Origin of the sequence: Nocardioides sp. NPDC059952 (assembly GCF_042730435.1) — a bacterium.
Taxonomy (GTDB): Bacteria; Actinomycetota; Actinomycetes; order Propionibacteriales; family Nocardioidaceae; genus Nocardioides.
The window spans coordinates 14,021-33,488 of record NZ_JBHWLY010000033.1; the positions used below are offsets into that span (position 1 = coordinate 14,021).

General features: G+C 67.5%; 24 protein-coding genes and 2 pseudogenes. 10 read left to right on the forward strand and 16 right to left on the reverse strand.

The genetic code is table 11. The features are described 5' to 3' along the window. The first annotated feature begins 13 nt into the window (after nt 1-13). Complete coding sequence (locus ACFV9G_RS16290; RefSeq protein ID WP_378728525.1) at nt 14-892, forward strand: SDR family NAD(P)-dependent oxidoreductase; 879 nt, start codon at nt 14-16, stop codon at nt 890-892. A 116-nt stretch (nt 893-1,008) separates the two neighbouring features. Here ACFV9G_RS16290 and ACFV9G_RS16295 read toward each other — a convergent pair whose 3' ends face one another. From ACFV9G_RS16295 to ACFV9G_RS16305, 3 genes are read right to left on the reverse strand one after another with little or no spacing between them, the layout of a single operon-like run. After that, nucleotides 1,009-1,578: a carboxymuconolactone decarboxylase family protein gene (locus ACFV9G_RS16295; protein ID WP_378728526.1), complete on the reverse strand. Its 570-nt coding sequence runs from the start codon at nt 1,576-1,578 to the stop codon at nt 1,009-1,011. Nucleotides 1,579-1,626: 48 nt separating this feature from the next. After that, complete coding sequence (locus tag ACFV9G_RS16300) at nt 1,627-2,580, reverse strand: nucleotidyl transferase AbiEii/AbiGii toxin family protein (RefSeq protein ID WP_378728527.1); 954 nt, start codon at nt 2,578-2,580, stop codon at nt 1,627-1,629. Continuing rightward, nucleotides 2,573-3,307 (reverse strand): type IV toxin-antitoxin system AbiEi family antitoxin domain-containing protein, encoded by a 735-nt coding sequence (locus tag ACFV9G_RS16305; protein WP_378728528.1) that lies wholly within the window; start codon nt 3,305-3,307, stop codon nt 2,573-2,575. Before ACFV9G_RS16305 ends, ACFV9G_RS16300 begins: the two co-directional genes overlap by 8 nt. A 140-nt stretch (nt 3,308-3,447) precedes the next feature. Between ACFV9G_RS16305 and ACFV9G_RS16310 the strand changes: the two genes are divergently transcribed. After that, nucleotides 3,448-4,098 carry a hypothetical protein gene (locus ACFV9G_RS16310; RefSeq protein ID WP_378728529.1) on the forward strand — a complete coding sequence of 217 codons (651 nt, stop codon included), beginning with the start codon at nt 3,448-3,450 and terminating at the stop codon, nt 4,096-4,098. Nucleotides 4,099-4,112: 14 nt separating this feature from the next. On the opposite strand, the gene ACFV9G_RS16315 is transcribed toward ACFV9G_RS16310, so the two are convergent. After that, the gene (locus ACFV9G_RS16315; RefSeq protein WP_378728530.1) at nt 4,113-5,258 is read right to left on the reverse strand and encodes a hypothetical protein; all 1,146 of its coding nucleotides are present in this window, start codon (nt 5,256-5,258) and stop codon (nt 4,113-4,115) included. A gap of 51 nt (nt 5,259-5,309) precedes the next feature. On the opposite strand from ACFV9G_RS16315, the pseudogene ACFV9G_RS16320 reads away from it, so the two are divergent. The 3 genes and pseudogenes from ACFV9G_RS16320 to ACFV9G_RS16330 form a co-directional block, all read left to right on the forward strand. Next, nucleotides 5,310-5,438 (forward strand): annotated as a pseudogene (locus ACFV9G_RS16320) (IS256 family transposase); the annotation flags it as partial. A gap of 67 nt (nt 5,439-5,505) precedes the next feature. Continuing rightward, nucleotides 5,506-5,904, forward strand: a complete 399-nt coding sequence (locus ACFV9G_RS16325) for a helix-turn-helix domain-containing protein (protein WP_378728531.1) — start codon at nt 5,506-5,508, stop codon at nt 5,902-5,904. A 235-nt stretch (nt 5,905-6,139) separates the two neighbouring features. Beyond that, nucleotides 6,140-7,000, forward strand: coding sequence for an alpha/beta fold hydrolase (locus tag ACFV9G_RS16330; protein ID WP_378728532.1), 861 nt, complete (start codon nt 6,140-6,142; stop codon nt 6,998-7,000). Between the two features lie 214 nt (nt 7,001-7,214). On the opposite strand, the gene ACFV9G_RS16335 is transcribed toward ACFV9G_RS16330, so the two are convergent. Continuing rightward, nucleotides 7,215-8,189: a hypothetical protein gene (locus ACFV9G_RS16335; RefSeq protein ID WP_378728533.1), complete on the reverse strand. Its 975-nt coding sequence runs from the start codon at nt 8,187-8,189 to the stop codon at nt 7,215-7,217. Nucleotides 8,190-8,369: 180 nt separating this feature from the next. Here ACFV9G_RS16335 and ACFV9G_RS16340 point away from each other — a divergent pair, with 180 nt between their 5' ends. Then, nucleotides 8,370-8,759 (forward strand): hypothetical protein, encoded by a 390-nt coding sequence (locus ACFV9G_RS16340; RefSeq protein WP_378728535.1) that lies wholly within the window; start codon nt 8,370-8,372, stop codon nt 8,757-8,759. Nucleotides 8,760-8,785: 26 nt separating this feature from the next. Here the strand turns inward: ACFV9G_RS16340 and ACFV9G_RS16345 are convergent, their stop codons facing one another. From ACFV9G_RS16345 to ACFV9G_RS16360, 4 genes are all read right to left on the reverse strand, one after another. Beyond that, complete coding sequence (locus ACFV9G_RS16345; RefSeq protein WP_378728536.1) at nt 8,786-9,124, reverse strand: hypothetical protein; 339 nt, start codon at nt 9,122-9,124, stop codon at nt 8,786-8,788. Nucleotides 9,125-9,315: 191 nt separating this feature from the next. After that, a complete protein-coding gene (locus ACFV9G_RS16350) occupies nt 9,316-9,561 on the reverse strand; it encodes a hypothetical protein (protein WP_378728538.1) in 246 nt (81 codons plus the stop codon). Then, nucleotides 9,558-10,148: a DUF6980 family protein gene (locus ACFV9G_RS16355; protein ID WP_378728539.1), complete on the reverse strand. Its 591-nt coding sequence runs from the start codon at nt 10,146-10,148 to the stop codon at nt 9,558-9,560. Before ACFV9G_RS16355 ends, ACFV9G_RS16350 begins: the two co-directional genes overlap by 4 nt. 154 nt (nt 10,149-10,302) lie before the next feature. Further along, nucleotides 10,303-11,187: an NAD(P)-dependent oxidoreductase gene (locus tag ACFV9G_RS16360; protein ID WP_378728540.1), complete on the reverse strand. Its 885-nt coding sequence runs from the start codon at nt 11,185-11,187 to the stop codon at nt 10,303-10,305. An 86-nt stretch (nt 11,188-11,273) separates the two neighbouring features. On the opposite strand from ACFV9G_RS16360, the gene ACFV9G_RS16365 reads away from it, so the two are divergent. Continuing rightward, nucleotides 11,274-11,651 (forward strand): winged helix-turn-helix transcriptional regulator, encoded by a 378-nt coding sequence (locus tag ACFV9G_RS16365; RefSeq protein WP_378728542.1) that lies wholly within the window; start codon nt 11,274-11,276, stop codon nt 11,649-11,651. 10 nt (nt 11,652-11,661) lie between these two features. Here the strand turns inward: ACFV9G_RS16365 and ACFV9G_RS16370 are convergent, their stop codons facing one another. Together ACFV9G_RS16370 and ACFV9G_RS16375 are read right to left on the reverse strand one after the other, a co-directional pair. Continuing rightward, entirely contained in the window at nt 11,662-12,168 is a 507-nt protein-coding gene (locus tag ACFV9G_RS16370; protein ID WP_378728543.1) for a hypothetical protein, read from the reverse strand. A gap of 151 nt (nt 12,169-12,319) precedes the next feature. After that, nucleotides 12,320-12,439 (reverse strand): annotated as a pseudogene (locus ACFV9G_RS16375) (helix-turn-helix domain-containing protein); the annotation flags it as partial. Here ACFV9G_RS16375 and ACFV9G_RS16380 point away from each other — a divergent pair. Then, a complete protein-coding gene (locus ACFV9G_RS16380; RefSeq protein WP_378728544.1) occupies nt 12,384-12,527 on the forward strand; it encodes a hypothetical protein in 144 nt (47 codons plus the stop codon). The pseudogene ACFV9G_RS16375 and the gene ACFV9G_RS16380 sit on opposite strands and share 56 nt — an antisense overlap. A gap of 131 nt (nt 12,528-12,658) precedes the next feature. Then, nucleotides 12,659-13,354 carry an SDR family NAD(P)-dependent oxidoreductase gene (locus ACFV9G_RS16385; RefSeq protein WP_378728545.1) on the forward strand — a complete coding sequence of 232 codons (696 nt, stop codon included), beginning with the start codon at nt 12,659-12,661 and terminating at the stop codon, nt 13,352-13,354. 4 nt (nt 13,355-13,358) lie between these two features. Here the strand turns inward: ACFV9G_RS16385 and ACFV9G_RS16390 are convergent, their stop codons facing one another. Both ACFV9G_RS16390 and ACFV9G_RS16395 read right to left on the reverse strand, forming a co-directional pair. Further along, entirely contained in the window at nt 13,359-13,718 is a 360-nt protein-coding gene (locus ACFV9G_RS16390) for a VOC family protein (RefSeq protein WP_378728546.1), read from the reverse strand. Continuing rightward, on the reverse strand, nt 13,715-14,533 hold the full coding sequence (locus ACFV9G_RS16395) for a MerR family transcriptional regulator (RefSeq protein WP_378728547.1): 819 nt from the start codon (nt 14,531-14,533) through the stop codon (nt 13,715-13,717). Before ACFV9G_RS16395 ends, ACFV9G_RS16390 begins: the two co-directional genes overlap by 4 nt. Before the next feature lie 144 nt (nt 14,534-14,677). Between ACFV9G_RS16395 and ACFV9G_RS16400 the strand changes: the two genes are divergently transcribed. Continuing rightward, a complete protein-coding gene (locus ACFV9G_RS16400; protein WP_378728548.1) occupies nt 14,678-16,147 on the forward strand; it encodes a peptide MFS transporter in 1,470 nt (489 codons plus the stop codon). A gap of 51 nt (nt 16,148-16,198) precedes the next feature. On the opposite strand, the gene ACFV9G_RS16405 is transcribed toward ACFV9G_RS16400, so the two are convergent. The 3 genes from ACFV9G_RS16405 to ACFV9G_RS16415 form a co-directional block, all read right to left on the reverse strand. Then, entirely contained in the window at nt 16,199-17,677 is a 1,479-nt protein-coding gene (locus tag ACFV9G_RS16405; protein ID WP_378728549.1) for an LPXTG cell wall anchor domain-containing protein, read from the reverse strand. Nucleotides 17,678-18,101: 424 nt separating this feature from the next. Beyond that, a complete protein-coding gene (cynS, locus tag ACFV9G_RS16410; RefSeq protein WP_378728550.1) occupies nt 18,102-18,554 on the reverse strand; it encodes a cyanase in 453 nt (150 codons plus the stop codon). 4 nt (nt 18,555-18,558) lie between these two features. After that, complete coding sequence (locus tag ACFV9G_RS16415) at nt 18,559-19,413, reverse strand: formate/nitrite transporter family protein (protein WP_378728551.1); 855 nt, start codon at nt 19,411-19,413, stop codon at nt 18,559-18,561. Between the last annotated feature and the right edge of the window lie 55 nt (nt 19,414-19,468).

A 19,468-nucleotide genomic window follows, 5' to 3' on the forward strand; every position in this document is an offset into this window, starting at 1 on the left:
CCGGCGGTGCCTCATGACGTCGGAAGCGCAGACGATCGTCGTCACGGGCGCCACGAGTGGCCTCGGAGCTCTCGCCGCGACGTCGCTGGCGGCCACGGGTGCCCGTCTGATCCTCGTGGCGCGAAGCGCAGAGCGCGCCGAGCAGACGATCTCGTCCCTACGTGACTCGACGTCCGTGGAGCCTGAGGTGTTCCTGGCTGACCTCTCGCGGCCGGAGGAGGTGCGCAGGGCAGGGGAGGAGATCCGGTCTCGACACGAACGCATCGACGTGCTGATCAACAACGCCGGCCTGCACGCTTTCGAGCCACGGTTGACGGACGATGGGCTCCCGGAGATGGTCGCCGTCAACTACCTCGCCCCGTTCGTACTGACCCGCGAGCTTCTGCCGTCCCTGCTGCGATCTCCCGCCGGCCGCGTGGTGAACGTGGCCTCCGAGGCCTCGCGCAGACACGGTGACCTCCGCATCCCGGACGTCCTGACGGACACGAGCCCGTTCACGGCGCGAGGATCCTCAGAGCGCTATGGGCAGAGCAAGCTGCTCGACATCATGTTCACGCTGGCCCTCGCTCGACGCCTCGTCGATACGACGGTGACGGCCAACTGCGTGGATCCCGGCTTCAACGTGACCGGACTCGGTCGAGAGCTCCCCTTCGCCGCCGGCCTCGAGCGGGTCCTCCGAACGCTGCGTGTCGGCGACCCGGCGCGCGGCGCCGACCTCATCGTCGACCTCGCCACCGAAGCGCGCTACGCCGGTCGAACCGGGCTGTATGTGACTGAGAAGCGGCGGCGCGAGCTCGTCCCCGTCGATCCAGCCACCGACGCTGCGGCCCAGGACGAGCTCTGGCGATCTACGGAGCAGCTGTTGCGCCGGCTCTCGAAGAGCCCAGCCTGACCAGTTCGTTGCGGGAACGAAGGTCTACCGCGCGCCAAGAGTTGAGGGAGAAGTGGTCACTCCGTGTCGTGCGCCAAGTCGCGGCTCAAGGATGGCCCATGTCCCAGTCATCGCCATCACTCGGAGGTACGTCCCCAGGTGATGGCCGCGCGTACGGCTGGGTCGAGTGTCCCGGCGAGGGCCAGATCCGGCCGGGCACCGAGGGCGCTGTTGATGCTCGAGAAGGCGGTGCGCAGCCCCGCGTAGATGGTCAGGGCCACGATCTGGGGCTCCTTGAAGCCTGCGTCGCGCAGACGCTGGATGTCTTCCGGTGTGCTGCTGCCGGGGGAGCGGGCGACGGTGCGTGCCCAGGCGGCCAAGGCCTGTTCGCGCTCGCTGAACGGTTCATCGTCGGCGGTGAGGGCGGCGACCGCGGTATGTGGGTCGGACCAGTCGGTCAGGCGTTTGCCCCAGGCGACGGCGCAGTATGCGTCACCGACCAGTGCCGCCTGCGCGATCACGATCACGGCCTTGTCGCGCAGCGTCAGCCCCGCCGCATCGGCCGTGGCGTCGAACAGCCCTACGAGTTGTTCTCTTGCCTCCGGCTGGTGTGCCCACGCCCGGGTGAGGTCCCAGACGTAGCCGTGGTCGGCGAGATCTTCGGCGTACAGCTTCTCCTGGCCGGGGCTCGGCGCAGGTTCCTCCATGAACGTCACTTGCTCAGCACAACGGCGGTACGCCTATGTGGTGCGGTGTCAGTGCTTCACGTCCCCGGTGTTGGGGACGGGACGGTTGTCATGCTGCCAACTGAGCGTCGCCGGGAGCCATGTCGAGCCAGACGCCGAACCGTTCAGGGCCGGGTCGATGAAGGCGGCGGCCAGCTCGCCGGCGGCCTCGACCGTCCTGTAGGAGGAGCAGTAGGGCACGGCCCTGGCCATCTTCGCGTACGCGGCTCCCCACGTGGCAGGGACTGCGAAGTGGTTGGCGGGCTCCATCTGGCGCAGCCGGGTCTCTTTGGCGATCGCGTTCTGCAGTGCGCGCCCGGACACCTCCTGAGTGGTGGCAAGCACTATGAGGTCGACGAGATCCTTCTCCCGGCTGGAAGTTCGACCGTTGTAGGTCGCCATCGTGGCGCAGACCTTGTCGGCGATCTGGTCGACGACCGGGTAGAGGCGGTAGGGGAAGCTGAGGAGGCGCGGCAGGGCGAGACCGTTGGCGGGTTCGGCGGAGCTGATCGGCGCGGTGACGCTGACACCGACTGCGAGGTCGATGTTGATCCGTGACTTCCGTTGCGCACCGATGTAGACGTCGAAGGAGACGCGGTAGCCGTCGGTGTACGCCTGCTCCTCGCCGCCGATCGAGCGTTGGTGACGCGTGTAGACGAATCGGAAGTGATCGCCCAGATCGACCTCAGCCAGCCTTCGCAGATCCTCAAGGGCCTGATCGAGGGTGAAGGTTTCGCGGTAGAGGTCGATGTCCAGCGTCGAGCGGGTGGAGGGAAGCCGGGCGAGCATCCCGGTGCCGCCTTTGAGGATCCACGCTGAGTCCTGGCCCTCCGAGAAGACCCGGCTGAGGAATCGTTGGAAGTGTGCCAGCCGGATCCGCTCGTTGACGGTGAGCGAGGGGTCGGCGACGGCCGCGGCGCGCGCGGCCTCCTTGACGGCTGCTTCGACGCCCGCGGGCGTGCCGTACAGCTTCAGGTCAGGCAACGTTCTCGACCTTCCGGGCCACCTCGGCGACGGTCGCGTACGTCGGGGAGGCAGCGATCTGTCTAGCAAGTGAGTCCGCATCGACTCCCGCGCTCTCGAGAAGCCGTTGGAGCAGACCTTCCCCGTCGCCGCTTCGAAGACCGTTCCGAGCCGCGAGCGGTGCGAGCAGCCGCGTGAGGGATGCGGTATCGACCGTGGTCTTGCTGACCGCGTCGCGCAGGACATCGGCGACCAGGCTGAGGTCGGTCCGGGCCTCTACGAGGTCTGCGAGGGTGCGCTCGACCGTGGTCACCGGTAGGCCGGCTGCGATCGTGATCTCACGGCTCGCGACGGAACGTTGGCGATACCGGAGGTCGGGTCGCTGAGTCTGCCGACGGTGCTCGGTGGTGAACTCGTGGCGATCGGCGGGAATGTCGCCCAGTTGATGGAGGTGGGCGGCCGAGGCACCGGAAACGATCACGCCCGCCGGCCCGTCATCGAGTCGCTCGGTTGCGAATCGGCCGGGATCCGTGCTCAGCCACGCCGCGCGCAGATCCTCGAACTCATCGCTCGGCGTGCCGGCGTTCCGGTAGACGCCGTGAGTCAGCCGTACAAGGTGGCCGGCTGTCTCGAGTCGAGACAGGTCGAGTCGGGTCACTCCATGCGCCTTGGCTTGCGCTGAGGTCACGATGCCCCATTGCATGGACGTCACAGTGGCGACTCTCAGTGCGGCCATGTTGGATTTCATGCTTGGATTGTATCTAGATAGCGGATACTTTCCAAGCACTCTGGTGAACAGCTGGCGGTGCGAGACTCCCGCCGAGGTTCCTCAGCGTCCGGAGAGGAATCCGATGTCGGGCCGACGCTGCGTGGCACTACTCTGGCGCGGTGAATCTGAGGGTGGAAGTGGGACGGCTGGTCGAGTCCGAGACCGAGCATGGCAAGGACCGCCGGGCGTTCGGGGAGTTCATCGGCCCTCGTGGCGAGCTGGCCTCGTACGCCTTCGGCTGGTGCTCGGACGCCGACGAAGGGCTCATTTCCATCGGTATCGGCGTAGGCAATGAGGGCGGCGGGACGTTTCATGCGGCGGTCTTCGAGAATGACGGGGGAATTGCGTACGCGCTGATCGATGAGCCATTCGAGCAGGTGCCTCAGGGCGGACCGGATCTCACGGCGGCCCAGGCTCGTGCACACGAGGATCTTCCGTTCATATGGGCGGTGGTCGATACCGTGATGGCTCGGGACGGACGGGCGGAGTGGCTACGGCATTGGTTGCTGCGTACGACCAGCATCACGACGGCTCCGGTCATGGCTGGCGATGAGCCGATACTCCTCGTCTCGCACGATGCCGATGACGGGATGTGGCAGGCAATCGGTACGTCAGACGGCACACCCGGGAACGGACGACTCGGCCACCTCTTTCACCTCATAGACGCCGACCCCACGATCGTCGACGTGCTTGATCTCGAGCCGGGGGAGAGTGCGACACGGGAACGTGTCGGTGGGCCTTGGACCCGGGATGGCGTCGGGGACCTGTAGAAGCGGCTGGACCTTCAGGTGGTGGGCACGGCAATCGGCATCCCGTCTGCCCAGTCGGGATCGGCGGCGGTGAACATCTCGGGCGTGACCCAGGCTTCGAAGAGAGGTACGCCGTCCCAGGCTCCGCCGCGAGCGATCGCGATGACCGCGTGTGGTCGGTCGAAGGAGACCTGGACGTGGCGGATCTTGCGCTCGACGTACTCGGGCATCGCGGAGCCGGCCATCCATGCCATCGCTGTCACCGCTGCCGCCTTGAAGCCGTTCTGGTCGTACGCGGCGGTCGCATTCTGGGTGCAGCTGAACTCGATGCCGCCGTCCTGCTCGGGCAGACGAGCGGCGATACCGAAGGCTACCGACGCGACCCCTGGTGCCGAGTCCAGCTCGTGGGAGGCGTCGGCGTTCCAGGCCGGTAGCCGGGTGGTGAAGACGACCGAGTTCGGCTCGGGGGCGTCGTACGCAACATAATCGCGCCGCTCACGCTTGACCGTCCATGCGTGTCCGTCGGTGAGGTGCTCCGGGTGAGTCACATGACTCACGTCGCCTGCGTCGTACTGCTCGACGACCTCGGATACCGCTACCCAGACGCCCTCGGCAGGCACCTCTGGGGCTGCGATGACCGAGAAGACATCGACGTCGTCGCGGCTGCCAGGACGAGCCACGGCAACCGGTCCGACTGAGGTCTCGACGATGGCCTGGAGGCCCTTTCGAAGCACCAGGCGACCGTCCTCGATCGTGAGCGGCTCCGTCCACTCCGGCGTGGTGACCAGAGCAGTGGCGAGCAGCAACATGGTGTCGGCGCCGATCGTGACGGGCATCGACTGGATGAGCCCGCGGGTGTTCTCTGCCGCCCAGGCGTTCAGCGTCTCCTGGTCCGGCAACGGCTCGACAGCGACCGGCAGCGGCGTCGTCGGCTCGACCCAGTCGGCCAGCCACGCCCCGAGCGCCGCGGCGACGGTCGGGTGCGCCTCGGCGACGAGCTTCTCGGCAGTCTCCCGAGCCTCCTCAGGCGACAGCCCGAGCGCCTCGGTGATGGCATTGCCTTCGGCAGCGGGAGCGACCAGGGCGAGCAGGAGCCAGAGCCCGGTGTACGAGATCACCGGCTGGTCCGCGGTTCCAAGCTGCGTCCGGGCGCGGTCGGCGTACTGCCAGATTTCTTTCACGGCCGGGAGGATATCCGAGTGCGCGTGTGTGGTCGCGTCGCGAAGGCGAACCGGAGCATGTGGCTGGCGGTGAAGGCGATGCTGCACAGCGTCTATGACCAGCCCGACGCGGCCGCGGTCCAGGCCCAGTTCGACCGGCTGCTCGACTACGTAGAACGTTACGGCGCGCTCAATGCTCATTGTGCTGACCATGATGCGCCGCACCATGGTCAATAAAATGACCATTACGAGGTCAAGATGACGGTCCATGCCGAAGCGCCCATTGTCTGCGAAGTCGCGGCGTACAGCCCGCACGCTAGGAGACTACGTCTCTACGTTCCGCCGTCTGCAAGGCCTGACGGCGGAACAGGTGGCCGACCGTGCCGGCATCACCCGAAACATGCTCCGAAAGCTCGAGCAGGGAGACGCCAGCGTCGGCCTCGACGTGGTCCTAGAAGTCTGCCGTGTCCTTGGGGTGCTCGACTTTGTCACTGACGGAATGAACCCCTACGAGACGGCACTGGGACAGTCGCTGGCTGAACAGAACCTTGCCCAAGCGGGTCCGCCGATGAGTCGGAGCGTCGACTTATACACAAGCCTGCCAAGTGAAGCAGGGCAGGGAAGGACGAACGCTCAACCGAAGTGTTTGGCGAAGTGTTCGCTGTGACCGCGAACTGGCGTCAGGTTGCAGCTGGCAACGGCATCGCCAAACGTGAGATGAACCGTATGGCCGACGCGTTCGACGGACTGCGCGCCGCGGTCGGCTGAACGGCAAAGGAGGCGGCCCCCCGGCGACGAGACCACCGGAGGGACCTCGAGGACCAGCCTGCGTAGGAGCCCCGATCACCTGCCGGGATCGCCGTAGGAATGGCAGCATGGGCACCCCGTCGCCAGGAGGCCCCATGTCCACCACAGCCACATTCGTCTCGCCCACCGACGGCACTGCGCTCGCCATCCGGACATGGGGAGAGGAGCTGTCCGCGCCGCGGGGCGTTGTCCAGATCGCCCACGGCATCGCCGAGCACGGGCAGCGTTACGACCGGCTCGCTCAGGCTCTCGTCGCGGCTGGGTACGTCGTGCGGGCGGCCGACCACCGCGGTCACGGCGGGTCCGTCACGTCGGCCGACCAGCTCGGTCACTTCGACTTCGAGGCACTGGTGGCCGACGTCGCGGCCGTGGGTGCCTCGCTGCGCGAGGAGTTCTCCGGGATCCCGGTGTTCCTGATTGCGCACTCGATGGGGTCCTTTGCGGCGCAGACGGTGATCTTGGACCGCTCCGACCTGTACGACGGCGTGGTGCTGTCGGGCTCGACCGCCCTCGACGTACTCGCTGGTGCGCTCTCGAGCGCCGAGGGTCCGGTCGGGCTGGAGGCGTTCAACGCCGGGTTCGAGCATCGGACCGGGTACGAGTGGCTCTCGCGCGATGAGGCCGAGGTCGATGCGTACGTCGCAGACCCGCTGTCCGGGTTCGATCTGCCCGACACTGCCGTGCCTCAGCTCTTCGCCGGCGCAGAGCGTCTGGCCGACCCGGCAGCCATCGGTGGGATCCGCTCCGATCTGCCGATTCTCGTCGTCTCCGGCGACGCCGACCCCCTTGCCGGAGGCGGTGCCCTGGTCGAGCTGCTGGGACAGCGTTATCGCGAGGCCGGGTTGAAGGATGTGACGGTGACGCTCTACCCCGGGGCGCGCCACGAGATCTTCAACGAGACCAACCGCGATGCGATCACCGCCGACGTGATCGCGTGGCTCACGGCTCATTCCTGACTGCCGCGCGGTAGAGGACAGATGGTTTCGCGTCTGCGAAACCATCTGTCCCGTTTCAGCTCACCTCAGGCGTACGGCCGGATGGCGTCGATGATGCGCGACCAGTTCTCGGCGCCGTACCTACGGGAGCCGGCCCGGGCCTAGTGGGCCTGGACGGTGCGGGGAGGTCGGTGTCGATGTCGGCGGCCTCGCTGGGCTCGACGAGGTGGTCAGACTATGGGCCGCCAACGCGCCACCGTCTGCTGCTCATCGACGGTCTTCCTCGTTGGTCGCGCATGGTGGGCTTGTACGAGGCTCGCCACTTCGACGGTGGCGAGGAGAGGGTCTCCAGAACAGTTACGGCGACGTCTTCGGGGCTCCTGTTGACGAACGGGAACGTGAGGAACACTTGGAACGCAGTGTCATCGGCCATGAGGGATACGAGGAATTGGTCAGGTTCCCGGAAGTGGCGGGCGGCCCAGGAGAATCCCAGGTGATGTTCGGCCAGCCAGGCATGGTCGACTTCCTGGAGGATCAACCTTGTGGTGGTGTCTGTAGGGCGCTCCCAGGAGCGATCGGCGATGAGCCGCTCGACCTCGGCGTCGTACTGCTCAGCGAGGAAACTCGCACCGCCCGAGGCTGGTTTCTCGAGCAGCCAGTCCCAGTGAACGACGTCGCCGTCACGACGGATGAGGACATCGGTCGAGCCGCAGCCGTATGTCCCACACTCGCATCGGGCGATCGGAACCTGCCGAGGCGTGGTTTCCGCACGGAGATTGTTGACCGGAACGATCAGGTCGAATGGGTCCATCCCCATTCCTGCACCTCGGGAGGTCATCTCGACCTCGTTGACGAAGACCTGGAGCTCGAACCCGTCCGTCAGGTCCTTCGGAGCGTGGGAAATGGCGAACCTGATGACGTCGGTCGGCAGTCGGTCGTACACCTCCGAGGAGTGATCTCGCGCCGGGCTGTCTGCCTGTCCTGGGAACGGGAGACCGAGCTCATCGAGCGCGTCGACCAAGACTGCTTCGATCTCGTCACGGCGTAGGTCCGCCGTAAGCCCAGCAAGTGTGCGAAGAGCGGGAGAATCGAGATCGTCGACAAGCGCTTGTGTGGCTGCGTCGATGATGACCTTGTGCTCCTCTCCCTCATCCCAGCGCGCTGCCGCGTCGTAGAAGCGAGAATGGGGGCTGGGACCTAGCGCGAACACGCCGTCATTCTGGCTCTGCCGATGTTGCAGCGCCATCGGGTATTTCGCGACTTTCGGGTCAGGTCGGGTGAATCGAGCGCGATGCTCGAATTCGGGTAGCCCGTGCTCGGAGGCGTACGTGACGATGACTGTTCCTGGTTCACCTGACTGAAGGGGTGCGAGATGAGTCGGATCTCGTTCGTGAGCAAGCTTCGGGACCAGGTCATTCGGCCGCTGATCCAGAGCGCGCTGGTGGAACAGGAGATCCCCGAGGTCGCCGTCGCGGTCGTGGTCGGTACGGAGTTCCACGGCTCACTGAGAGAGCCTGGGGAAACGCGCTGGACCTACCCGGCCGATGGACATGAGTACGTCTGGGTGCACGTCACATATCTGCCCACGAACGAGGGTTCTGGCTGGCGGTTGGGGCGCTCGGAGGACCTTCACGATCCGGCCGCGCTGGTGAATGCGCTCTGGCAGCTGGGCTCGGACTTCGAGGACTGGGTGTGTGAGACGACATTCGCGTGGGGCGAGGAGCGCCATGCCCGGGTTCCGAAGGTTCGAGATCTGCCTGAATGGATCACCGGCGCCTGAGGGTCACTCAGGCGCTGCCGCTCGCCTCAATGGATCGGATGAGCGTGATATTCACGCTGTGGCGAGCCGAAGGCGAGCCCGTTCTCATCCAGGTTGTTCTGGATGACCACGTAGTCGTCGCCGAAGCCGATGCCCACGGCGACCATCCCGTTCGCCATGTCGCCTCCTCGGTACTCCAAAAGGTCCACTGCAGTAACCGTCCGTGACTGCAGCCGCGCGAGCTCGGCAACGGCATCGTCGCGCCAAGCGAGGTCGAAGTACGAGTCTGAGACTGGCCGGAACGGATCGATGGTGTTCCAGGTGAGCGACAGGTCATCGAACTTTTGATGCTGGATCTCCAGTTGCTCGCCGGCAAAGTCGAGCACGACGGGAGCGTCGGCGAACCACTCCTCATCCTTCCGATCCCACAAGAGCCAAGCTCGAGTGAGACATCGACCGCGAAGGCTTCCGAGGCGGCTCCCGTTAGCTAGCTTGATGGCTCTGAGGCCGCAAAGCCACGACGGCTGGTAGTTGGCGATGCCGAAGTACAGGTCCTCATGGGCCGGATCTGACTGGTTCAACCCGAAGCTCCGATACGTGCGGCTACATCGGTCGGCAACGGGTTGGGCTCCTCGGTGGGGCACGGCTGCTCGCCCGAGCGGACAGCAGACAGTTGAGCGGTGATGTCGTCGATTCCGACGATCCAGTCGTCGACGTAGGCCGGGACGACTTCGGGGCTGAGGCCGATCTGCAGGGTCGAAGTCCAGCGGAAGGACGTTTCGGTCCGAATTGTGCGCAGGAGGCGCTCGAGTGGGCGACTCATCCGAGGACCTCGATCAATGTCTCGATCCGGGCGGCGAGGATGTCATCGATCTCGCCGACGAATTGAAGTCGAATGTGCTTGGCGTCTGGTGCTTTGGTGGCGTACGCCATGACCGCGGTCCATCCGTCCATTCGGTAGCTGAACTCCGCGTCAGATTCGCTGCTGAGTCTTTCCGTGCCTGCCAAGACCATGTGCCGGTCGCTCTCGGTGGGATCGTTGTCGACCCAGTCGGAGATTCGCGCCAGAAGTTGGCGTACCTGCGTAGGGTCGCGCACCAGACAGGTGATCACTCGGACGTGCTGTCGGTCCGAGACCGGTGGCAGCTCGACAGGCTGTTTCCGGAGCCGAGCTCCACACCAGGGGCAGTAGCGAATCGCGATGTAGCTCGAGCCGCCATCGTGGATGGGAAGGCCTATCCGGCCGCAGCCGTCGCGAAAGATGACCGCGTCGGCGCAATCTAATGGGTCCCGGTGCAGGTGGCATTCGAAGGCGAGGTGCTCGGCGAGGTCTGTGCAGCAGAGATCCCGCGGCCGGCGTCGAAGAACGATAGGAGCGATCCTCGGCAGGAGGCTTGCGATGGTGGGCACCGGAAGATCTTGACGCATGTCGTTCCAGCCACGCGCCTCAGTTTCGTACAGACACCTCGGGTGGCGCGAGTGACGTCTCGGCCGACGTGCCTGACGTCTCGGCCCGTGCTGCCGGGGCGGTCTGCTTGCGGCGGCCGCCCCGGCAAAGCTGCCCTCAGGCGTACGGCCGGATCGAGTCGATGATGCGGGACCAGTTCTCGGCGCCGTACCCGCGGGAGCGGGCCCAGGTGTAGTGGGCCTGGACGGCGCGGGGGAGGTCGGTGTCGATACCGGCGGCTTCGCTGGCCTCGACGAGGTGGTCGGCGGTGGCGCCCATCATGGTGATGGTGCTGAGGTGACCGGGGTGCTGGCCGGCTTCGAGCTGGGGGCCGAGGTCCTCGCCGGCGTCGAGCATCGGGGGGATGCCGGCGAGGGTCTGCATGAGCTCCGGGATGGCCGCGGAGGGTTTGATGCCGCCGGTCTCGAGGAGCGCGACGGCGTGGAGGAGGGAGGAGAGGGAGGTCAGGAAGATGTCCAGGTTGGCCTGGTACATCAGCTGGGCGAGCCCGGGGTCCTCGCCGAGGTAGCGGACCGACCCGATGCGGGCGAGCGCGTCCTCGTGCTGGGACAACACGGAAGCGGGACCGCTGACATAGACGTACGCATCGGGGGTGCCGACCATCGGAGCCGGGACCATCACGCCGCCCGTGAGGAAGTGGGCGCCGTGCGAGGCCGCCCACTCCGCGCCCCGGCGCGTCCCGTCCGGAGACTCGGAGCTGAGGTTGACGATCGTGCGACCCGCGAGCTCGGAGGTCGCGGAGCCGAGCACGTCGTACATCGCCTGGTAGTCGGTCAGGCTGAGGATGACCAGGTCGCTCGCGGCGACGGCCTTCGCGGGGGAGTCGGCCAGCTGGGCGCCGGCGGCCACCACCTCCGAGGCGCGCGATGCCGTGCGGTTCCATACGGTCACCGGATGGCCGGCGGCGAGCAGGCTGTGGACCATCGCCCGACCCATGGGGCCGAGGCCGATGAGGGTGACGGGGGTGCGAGTTCGGTTCATGGGCACCATCCTCACGACTCGCCTACGATTGCGGGAGTACCCACTATTTACTGGGGTACTTACCAAATGGTGAGTGAGGAGAACCCGTGACGAAGCCTCGCAACGGCCCCTACATCTGCGGCATCGACGCCGCGCTCGACGTGGTCAGCGGCAAGTGGAAGGGGCTGATCCTGTGGGAGCTCGACAGCTACGGCGTACGCCGCTTCGCCGAGCTCCGCCGTGGATTGCCCGGCGTCAGCGAGAAGATGCTGACCCAGCACCTGCGCGAGATGGAGCACGACGGGCTGGTGCACAGGGAGGTGTATGCCGAGGTGCCGCCGCGGGTGGAGTACTCGCTGACCGAGCACGGCCGCACCCTCAACACCGCGCTCGGGCCGCTCGGCAACTGGGGCATGGACCGCATCGCCCGTGAGCGAACCGAGCTGGTCGAGCACCGCGACGCCGACTTGCTGCCCCGGCCCTAGCAACAGGCCGTCAGACCGGCCGGACCTCCGACCCGGTCGCCCTCGTCGGCAGTCCCGCGGAGGCCAGCAACGCCAGCTTCTCCGCATCGGCCGAGCCGGCGTCGGGGTGGTAGACGACGAGCATCAGGTCGTCGGTGCCGTTGATCGTCAGCCGCTCCCGGTTGAGGGTGAGTTCGCCGACCTGCGGGTGGTTCATCTTGATCGGGGCGCCGGTCTGGGCGCGTACGTCATGGCGTGCCCACAGCTGTCGAAAACGCGGGCTGGCCAGCGAGAGCTCGCCGATCAGCTCGATGAACCGAGGGTCGTCGATGTCGGTGCCGACGGCCTGGCGCAGGTTGCCGACGAAGCACTCCGTCATCGACTCCCACTCCGGGTGGAACGCCTGCTGGCCCGGGTCGAGGAACTGGTCGCGCAGCTGGTTTCCGCCGGCCGCGAGCCGCGGCGAGAGAGCACGCGCAAGAGGGTTGGCGGCGAGGATGTCGAAGTAGCGCCCCTCGATGAACGCGGGCTGCACCATCGAGTCGAGCAGCTTGAGCGCCCCGGGCGGGACGGTCTCCTTGCGTCGGCGCGGCCGCCGGGCGGGGCGCCTCGGTGACCAGCGACATCATGTGGGCGGTGTGGTCGTCGTCGAGCTGGAGGACGCGGGCGATCGACTCGAGCACCTGCGCCGACGGGTTGCGGTCGCGGCCGCGCTCCAGGCGCAGGTAGTAGTCGGCGCTGATCCCGGCCAGCATGGCGACCTCCTCGCGGCGCAAGCCGGGGACGCGACGTACGCCGACGGCCGGGATGCCGGCCGCCCCCGGTGTCACCAGCGCCCGCCTGGCCTGGAGGAATGCGCCCAACGGGTTCGTCGCCTCGCTCATGCCTCCAGCCTAGGTCGGCGCTGAGCAGACAGCGGGGGTCCTGTCAGGCCCCGGTCTGATCAGGGCTCTGGGTGGTCGCGCCCAGCCCACCTAGCGTCGAAGACGGCCCGACCGGGCCGTCCGACGAAAGGGAAGACAACGCACATGACCGTCGTACTGATCACCGGCGCCAACAAGGGCATCGGCTTCGAGACCGCCCGCCAGCTCACCGAGGCGGGCTACGACGTCTACCTCGGCGCGCGAGACGCCGAGCGAGGGGAGAAGGCGGCCGCCGAGCTCGGTGCGCGCTTCGTACAGCTCGACGTCACCGACGACGCCTCCGTCACCGCCGCGCTGTCGACCATCGAGGCGGCCGAGGGCCGCCTGGACGTACTCGTGAACAACGCCGGCGTCCTCGTCGCCGACCCGCTCGACGGCCCGACCGCGCTGCGGGTCTTCGACATCAACGCGGTCGGGATCATCCGCGTCACCGAGGCCGCGCTGCCGCTGCTGCGCCGCTCGGAGAACGCGCGCGTGGTCAACGTGTCCAGCAGCCTCGGCTCGTTCTGGGCCAACACCACCCCCGGCCGGGTCGAGCAGGGGATGTTCCTGCCGCTCTACGCCGCGTCCAAGGCCGCCGCGACCATGCTGACCGTCCAGTACGCCAAGGCGTACGACACGATCAGGTTCAACGCCGTCGAGCCCGGTCCCACCGACACCGACATGACCGCCGGCTTCGGCATCGAGGACATCGCCCGGCCGCCCGCGGAGAGCGCGAGGATCGTCGTACGCCTCGCCACCCTGGACCTCGACGTCCCCACCGGGACGCTCCAGGACAAGGACGGCGCGCTCGCCTGGTAGCGGTTCAGTGAGCGCCGGCGACGCAGAACTCGTTGTCCTCGATGTCACGCAGCACGGTCCACTGGATACCGAACTCGTCGTGCTCGGCGACGACCGTCGCGCCGAGGCCGACCAGGCGCGCGACCTCCGTAGCGCGGTCGGGTGCGATGAGATCGGGGTGGGCGCGGTTCTTCACCTGACGCGGCTCGGGCACGCGCGCGAAGAGCCAGGCCGGCACGCCAGGTGTCGGCTGCTTCAGGCCGATCGAGCTGAACTCGTCCGTGCTGCCCTCGTCGAGCGAACGATCGAGCGCCGCGCCCCAGAAGGTCGCGGTGCGAAGCGCGTCCGAGCAGTCGAAGGTGATGGCGCCGAGGGTCAGGGTCATGCGGGTTCCTCTCGAGGGGTGAGCGGCCAGACGATGTCCGTCTGGTATGCCGACGGCGCGACGCCGTCGGAGTCGTTGATGACGTACGCCTCGCGGATCGGTTGCCCGGTCGGGGTGCCGTGGTGCGCGACCCAGGTGCCGAGGAGCCCGTAGGTGTCGGGCAGCGTCTCGTAGCTGCCGGCGTGGGTGGCGACCGCGGCCGTGACGGGCGGCAGGCGCAGCAGGACGGTGTCCACGGGAGCGACGTCCGACCGAACCGGAAAGTACGCCGTGACCTGCTGCTCCGCATCGTCGACGAACTCGGCGTCATACAGCGCGGAGGCGGGCCCGGTGACCTCGACCAGGCCGTCCCGGCAGGCCTGCTCGAGCCGCTCGAACGCCGGCCCGAGAAAGGCGTCGTAGGCACCGTCTCGGACGATGCCGGTCAGGGCGACCGCGTTGGTGGCCGGGAGGTCGACGAGTCGCGGCGGGGTCCAGGAGGCAGCGGGTGCGGCGTGCAGGTCGTCGACGATCTTCTCGACCTGCCGGGCGCGCTCGCGCATCCGGTCGGCGTGGCCGGCGAGGGTCGCGGCGGTGACCTCGGGGTCGCGCGCGGCCAGGATGGTCGCGACGTCGGCGAGCGGGACCTCCAGGTCACGGAGCCGGCGGATGATGGTGGCGTCGGCCAGCTGCCCCGCGGCGTACCGACGGAAGCCGGTCTCCGGATCGACCGCCGCAGGCGTGAGCAGGCCTTGGGCGTGGTAGGCGCGGAGCGCCTTGATCGAGATGCTGGCGGCGCGCGAGAAGGTCCCGATCGACAGCAGCGGCTCGCTCATGCGGTCCATCCTGCTGTCTCCCCCAGGGGGAGAAACAAGGATGCCGCGAACGGAGAGTGGTAAACGTCACAGAGCGCAAACAAATCCATACAAACACACCCTCTCGATTTGGGTAGGGAGCTGCCCTGGGGTGAGCCTGAAGTAATGAGTGAACTGAGAAGTGAGACCACCGCCGGCCATCCCGGCGATCGGTCTTTCCTCGGCCAGCCTCGCGTGCTGGCCAACCTGTTCGGCGTCGAGCTGTGGGAGCGGTTCAGCTTCTACGGCATGCAGGGCATCCTGGCGATCTACCTCTACTACTCCGTGGCGGAGGGTGGTCTCGGGATCAGCGAGCCGGTCGCGCTCGGCATCGTCGGTGCCTACGGCGGCGCGGTCTACCTCTCGACGATCATCGCGGCCTGGATCGCCGACCGTCTGCTCGGCGCGGAGCGTACGCTCTTCGCCTCTGCCTGGCTGGTCGTCTTCGGCCACCTCGGGCTCGCTCTGATCCCCGGCATCGCCGGAGTCGGGGTCGGGCTGGTGCTGATCGCACTCGGCTCGGGCGGTGTGAAGGCGAACGCGTCCTCCCTGGTCGGCACCCTGTACGCCCCCGACGACGAGCGTCGCGACGCCGGCTTCTCCCTCTTCTACCTGGGCATCAACCTGGGCGCCCTGGTCGGTCCGCTGCTGACCGGGCTGCTGCAGAAGCAGTGGGGCTTCCACGTCGGCTTCGCGCTGGCCGCGATCGGGATGATCTTCGGTCTGGTGCAGTACGCACGTGGCCGCGGCGCGCTCCCGGAGGCGAGCCGCGTCGTCCCCAACCCGCTGCCCGCCAACGAGCGCGGCCGCTGGATCGCCATCGCCGTCGCCACCGTGGCGCTGATCGTCGTGCTCTGCCTGACCGGTGTCATCACCGCGCCTCGACTGGCCAACATCGTGATCGGCATCGCCGCGGTCGCCGCGGTCGCGCTCTTCGCGGTCATCCTCTCCAGCCGCCATGTCACCGCCATCGAGCGGAGCCGGGTGTGGGCGATGGTGCCCCTCTTCATCGCCTCCGCGGTCTTCTGGTCCCTCTACCAGCAGCAGTTCACCGTCATGGTGGTCTACTCAGACCAGCGCCTGGACCGCGACATCTTCGGCTGGGAGATGCCGGTCTCGTGGGTCAACTCGATCAACCCGGTCTTCATCATCCTGCTCTCCGGGGTCTTCGCGGCCCTGTGGACCAAGCTCGGCTCCCGTCAGCCGTCGACGCCGGTGAAGTTCGCGATCGGCACGATCCTGATGGGCATCGCTTTCTGGGTCTTCCTGCTGATGCCGAGCGGTGAGCACACGGTGCCGCTGATCGGCCTCGCGTTCATCCTGCTGCTCTTCACGCTCGCCGAGCTGCTGCTCTCCCCGGTCGGTCTCTCGCTGGCCACCAAGCTCGCCCCCGAGCGGTTCCGCACCCAGATGATGGCGCTGTTCTTCCTCTCCGTCGCCCTCGGCACCGCGATGTCCGGCCGGCTGGCTGAGTTCTACGACGTGAGCGACGACAGCGGCTTCTTCTGGTGGGTCGGGCTCGCCTCCGTCGTCGTCGGCGTCGTGCTGCTCATCGGCAACCGGCCCATCCGCCGGCTGATGGCGGGCGTGCACTGACCTCCACGGCGTACGCGGCCAGCAGGAGTCACGCCCGCCTGGACGTGTGGGTCAGGCGTCCTTCCGGCGACGGGCGAGGAAGGCACCGGTGCCCCCGATGCTGACGAGCAGCCCGCCGACGGCGAGGAGCGCTCCGCTCGGACCGCCTGTGTTCGGCAGGTTCCCAGCCCGGCCGGCATCGATCCGGGTCGGGACCTCGGAGGCGGCCTTGGCGCTGGCGTCCTTGACGACTGCCGCGCACTTCTCCGAGGTGTCGGTCTTGGTCTCGTAGACAGCCGGGATGACGACCGTGACCGAAGAGGCGGGCGAGTCCACCACGGTGACGTCCGACGCCGGGCTGTCCTCCACCGTGCGGGTGTCGACCAGGTCCCAACCCTCAGGTTCGTCAGCGGTCCAGGATGCGTCGGCCAGGTACGTGGTCGGCTCACCGTCCTTGACGAAGTAGAGCGTGACGTCGGGGTCGGCGTAGGCCTCCTTCGTGATCAGGGTCTGCTCGTACTGCTCGCCGATCTGGGACAGGTTCAGCGGGTTGTCATCGCCGTCCTGACCGTCCTCATCGGCCGGGGTGCCCGACGTGCTGGTCCAGGTGGTGAAGTGGTCCCACTGCCACGCGCCGAAGACGGCAGGAGTCGCCTCCGCGACCACGATGGTCTCGGTCCAGGCCTCTTTGTCGACGATGGTCTCGGCCCAGGCCTCCTTGTCCACGACCGTCTCGCTCCAGGCTTCCCTGTCCACGATGGTCTCGGTCCAGGCCTCCTTGTCCACGACCGTCTCGGTCCAGGCTTCCCTGTCCACGACGGTCTCGGTCCAGGCTTCCTTGTCCACGACCGTCTCGTCCCACGCCTCCTTGTCCACGACGGTGACGGTCTCGGTCAGGTCGCCCTCGGCGAAGCGGACCCAGCCCTTGTCGCCGTGCTCGTCCTCGCCGTTCCAGTCCGGCGTGTTCAGGTAGCGGACCTTGCCGGTCTGCTTCTGCCTGTAGGCGTAGCCGCTGTCCTTGATGCGAGTCTCCTGGTGGGTGACGGCCTCGTGGTGGACGACGTGGGTCTCGGCCGGGTGCTCGACCGTGTGGGTCTCGGCCGGGTGGTCGACCGTGTGGGTCTCGGCCGGGTGGTCGACCGTGTGGGTCTCGGCCGGGTGGTCGACGGTGCGGGTCTCGGCCGGGTGCTCGACCGTGCGGGTCTCAGCCGGGTGCTCGATGGTGTCGGTCACCGCGTCGGTGCCGGGCGTGTAGGTCCGGGTGTAGACCGAGTTGCGGAACTGATCCTCGGTGACAGCCTCGTGGCTCGCACCCTTGACCACCGTCGAGAAGCGGGACTCCTCGTGGGACACCGCTTCGGTGTGCTCCACGTGCGTGACCGCAGGCGTGACCTCGGTGGTCTCCTTCTCGTCGGCGACCTTGACCTGAGAGGTCACGGTGCTCGTCTCGCAGTCCTGTGCGGCCTGAGCCCCCGGGGCTGCCACGACCGTGGCGACTCCGGCAACGGCTACGGCCGCGAGGCCGATCTTGGTGGAGCTGTGCATGTTCATGGGCTGGTTCCTTCAGGGCGTGTTGTGGTCCGTGCCTGTGGTGAGCAGGCAGGGCTGAGGTACCCGAGACCGGGCGGGCGGACAGGGATGCCTGTCGCGGTCGGCCTGGGTCGATCTCGGGTGGATCGTGGAGACCTCTTGAAACCGTTGAGCACGTGCGGCGTGTGGGCCGCCTCGGCGAGGCCTGTGAAAGGAGGGTCTCCCGGCGCTGTCTCAGCGGGTTGAAGGAACTATCTGTGCCTACCCAATATTGGGGTGGACGGGACCTACGACCCTAGCGATTTCGGCCTGGATTGGGACCAAGTCCCTGACGGATTGGCCGCCGACGGTCGTCCGGCGAGCGCGGCAGCGCGCCCACGCACCGCGTCCCGGGCGAACGAAAATTCGTTCGCCCGGGACAGCGGCCGCTCGGCCGGGAGGATCTTCACCAGTTGTAGTCGAGGAACTTCCCGTCGAAGGTGACCACGACCCGGTCCCCGCCGGGGTCGGAGCGGCGAGCGATGTCGACCTTGAAGTTGATCGCGCTCATGATGCCGTCGCCGAACTCCTCGTGGATCAGCTCCTTGAGGGCAGGGCCGTAGACGGCCAGGGCCTCGTGGAAGCGGTAGATCGTGGGATCGGAGGCCACCCCGGGCGCCGCGCCCCGGTAGGGCTGGACCTGCAGCGCCTCGACGACCTCGGGCTCCAGGCCGAGCAGCTCGCCGGCGGCCTCCGCCTCGGCCGCGCTCATCGGGTGCTGGCCGAGCAGGGCGGCGGTGGTCCACACCGGTGCCCGGCCGACCCGCTCGGCGATCTGGGCCCAGGTGATCCCGGCACGCAGTCGGGCGGAGGTGACCGCCGCGGCGGCCTCGGTCTTGCTCAAGATGGGCTGGGTCATCTGCTCAGGCCTCGCTCGCGACGGTCGACTTGCTGGGAGACACCGGCTCGGGACGCGCACGCTCCGTGCCGGTTCGGTGGTGGGTGGCGTAGATGACCAGCCCGACGAAGGTCAGGCCTCCGACCAGGTTGCCGAGGACGGTCGGAATCTCGTTCCAGAGCAGGTAGTCGCCGACGGTGAAGTCGCCGCCGAGCATCAGCCCCGAGGGGAAGAGGAACATGTTGACGACCGAGTGCTCGAAGCCCAGGTAGAAGAAGACCATGATCGGCATCCACATCGCGATCACCTTGCCCGGCAGGCTGTCGGACATCATCGCCCCGACCACGCCGGTGGAGACCATCCAGTTGCACATCACGCCGCGTACGAAGAGGGTCAGCATCCCTGCGGCACCGTGATCGGCGTAGCCCAGCGTCCGGCCCTCGCCGATGGCGCCGATCGCCTGGCCGACCGCATCGGGTTCCACGGAGAACCCGTAGGTGAAGTAGATCGCCATCATCACCGCCGTGGTCAGCGCGCCGGCGAAGTTTCCGACGAAGACCAGGCCCCAGTTGCGCATCATCGCGCCGAAGGTGACACCGGGGCGCCGGTCCAGCCAGGCCAGCGGAACCAGGGTGAAGACACCGGTCAGCAGGTCGAAGCCGAGCAGGTAGAGCATGCAGAAGCCGACCGGGAAGAGCACCGCACCGATGAGCGGCTCGCCGGTCTTGGCGCCGATGGTGACCGCGAACGCGGCCGCCAGCGCCAAGATGGCTCCCGCCATGTAGGCACGTATCAACGTGTCTCTGGTCGACATGAAGACCTTGGACTCGCCGGAGCTGATGATGCGGCCGGCGAGCTCCTTCGGGCTCACGTAGGACATGGGTCGCCTCCTGGGGACGAGGTGGGCACGTAGGACTGGAACCTCGGATCGCCGT

Coding starts and splice junctions, on each gene's coding strand:
- cynS (WP_378728550.1), bottom strand. CDS start 18,554: ATGACCCAGCCCATCTTGAGCAAGACCGAGGCCGCCGCGGCGGTCACC.
- ACFV9G_RS16360 (WP_378728540.1), bottom strand. CDS start 11,187: ATGAACCGAACTCGCACCCCCGTCACCCTCATCGGCCTCGGCCCCATG.
- ACFV9G_RS16305 (WP_378728528.1), bottom strand. CDS start 3,307: ATGAAATCCAACATGGCCGCACTGAGAGTCGCCACTGTGACGTCCATG.
- ACFV9G_RS16290 (WP_378728525.1), top strand. CDS start 14: ATGACGTCGGAAGCGCAGACGATCGTCGTCACGGGCGCCACGAGTGGC.
- ACFV9G_RS16385 (WP_378728545.1), top strand. CDS start 12,659: ATGACCGTCGTACTGATCACCGGCGCCAACAAGGGCATCGGCTTCGAG.
- ACFV9G_RS16395 (WP_378728547.1), bottom strand. CDS start 14,533: ATGAGCGAGCCGCTGCTGTCGATCGGGACCTTCTCGCGCGCCGCCAGC.
- ACFV9G_RS16330 (WP_378728532.1), top strand. CDS start 6,140: ATGTCCACCACAGCCACATTCGTCTCGCCCACCGACGGCACTGCGCTC.
- ACFV9G_RS16325 (WP_378728531.1), top strand. CDS start 5,506: ATGCCGAAGCGCCCATTGTCTGCGAAGTCGCGGCGTACAGCCCGCACG.
- ACFV9G_RS16350 (WP_378728538.1), bottom strand. CDS start 9,561: ATGAGTCGCCCACTCGAGCGCCTCCTGCGCACAATTCGGACCGAAACG.
- ACFV9G_RS16390 (WP_378728546.1), bottom strand. CDS start 13,718: ATGACCCTGACCCTCGGCGCCATCACCTTCGACTGCTCGGACGCGCTT.
- ACFV9G_RS16405 (WP_378728549.1), bottom strand. CDS start 17,677: ATGAACATGCACAGCTCCACCAAGATCGGCCTCGCGGCCGTAGCCGTT.
- ACFV9G_RS16380 (WP_378728544.1), top strand. CDS start 12,384: ATGGCGACCTCCTCGCGGCGCAAGCCGGGGACGCGACGTACGCCGACG.
- ACFV9G_RS16400 (WP_378728548.1), top strand. CDS start 14,678: ATGAGTGAACTGAGAAGTGAGACCACCGCCGGCCATCCCGGCGATCGG.
- ACFV9G_RS16295 (WP_378728526.1), bottom strand. CDS start 1,578: ATGGAGGAACCTGCGCCGAGCCCCGGCCAGGAGAAGCTGTACGCCGAA.
- ACFV9G_RS16415 (WP_378728551.1), bottom strand. CDS start 19,413: ATGTCCTACGTGAGCCCGAAGGAGCTCGCCGGCCGCATCATCAGCTCC.
- ACFV9G_RS16370 (WP_378728543.1), bottom strand. CDS start 12,168: ATGGTGCAGCCCGCGTTCATCGAGGGGCGCTACTTCGACATCCTCGCC.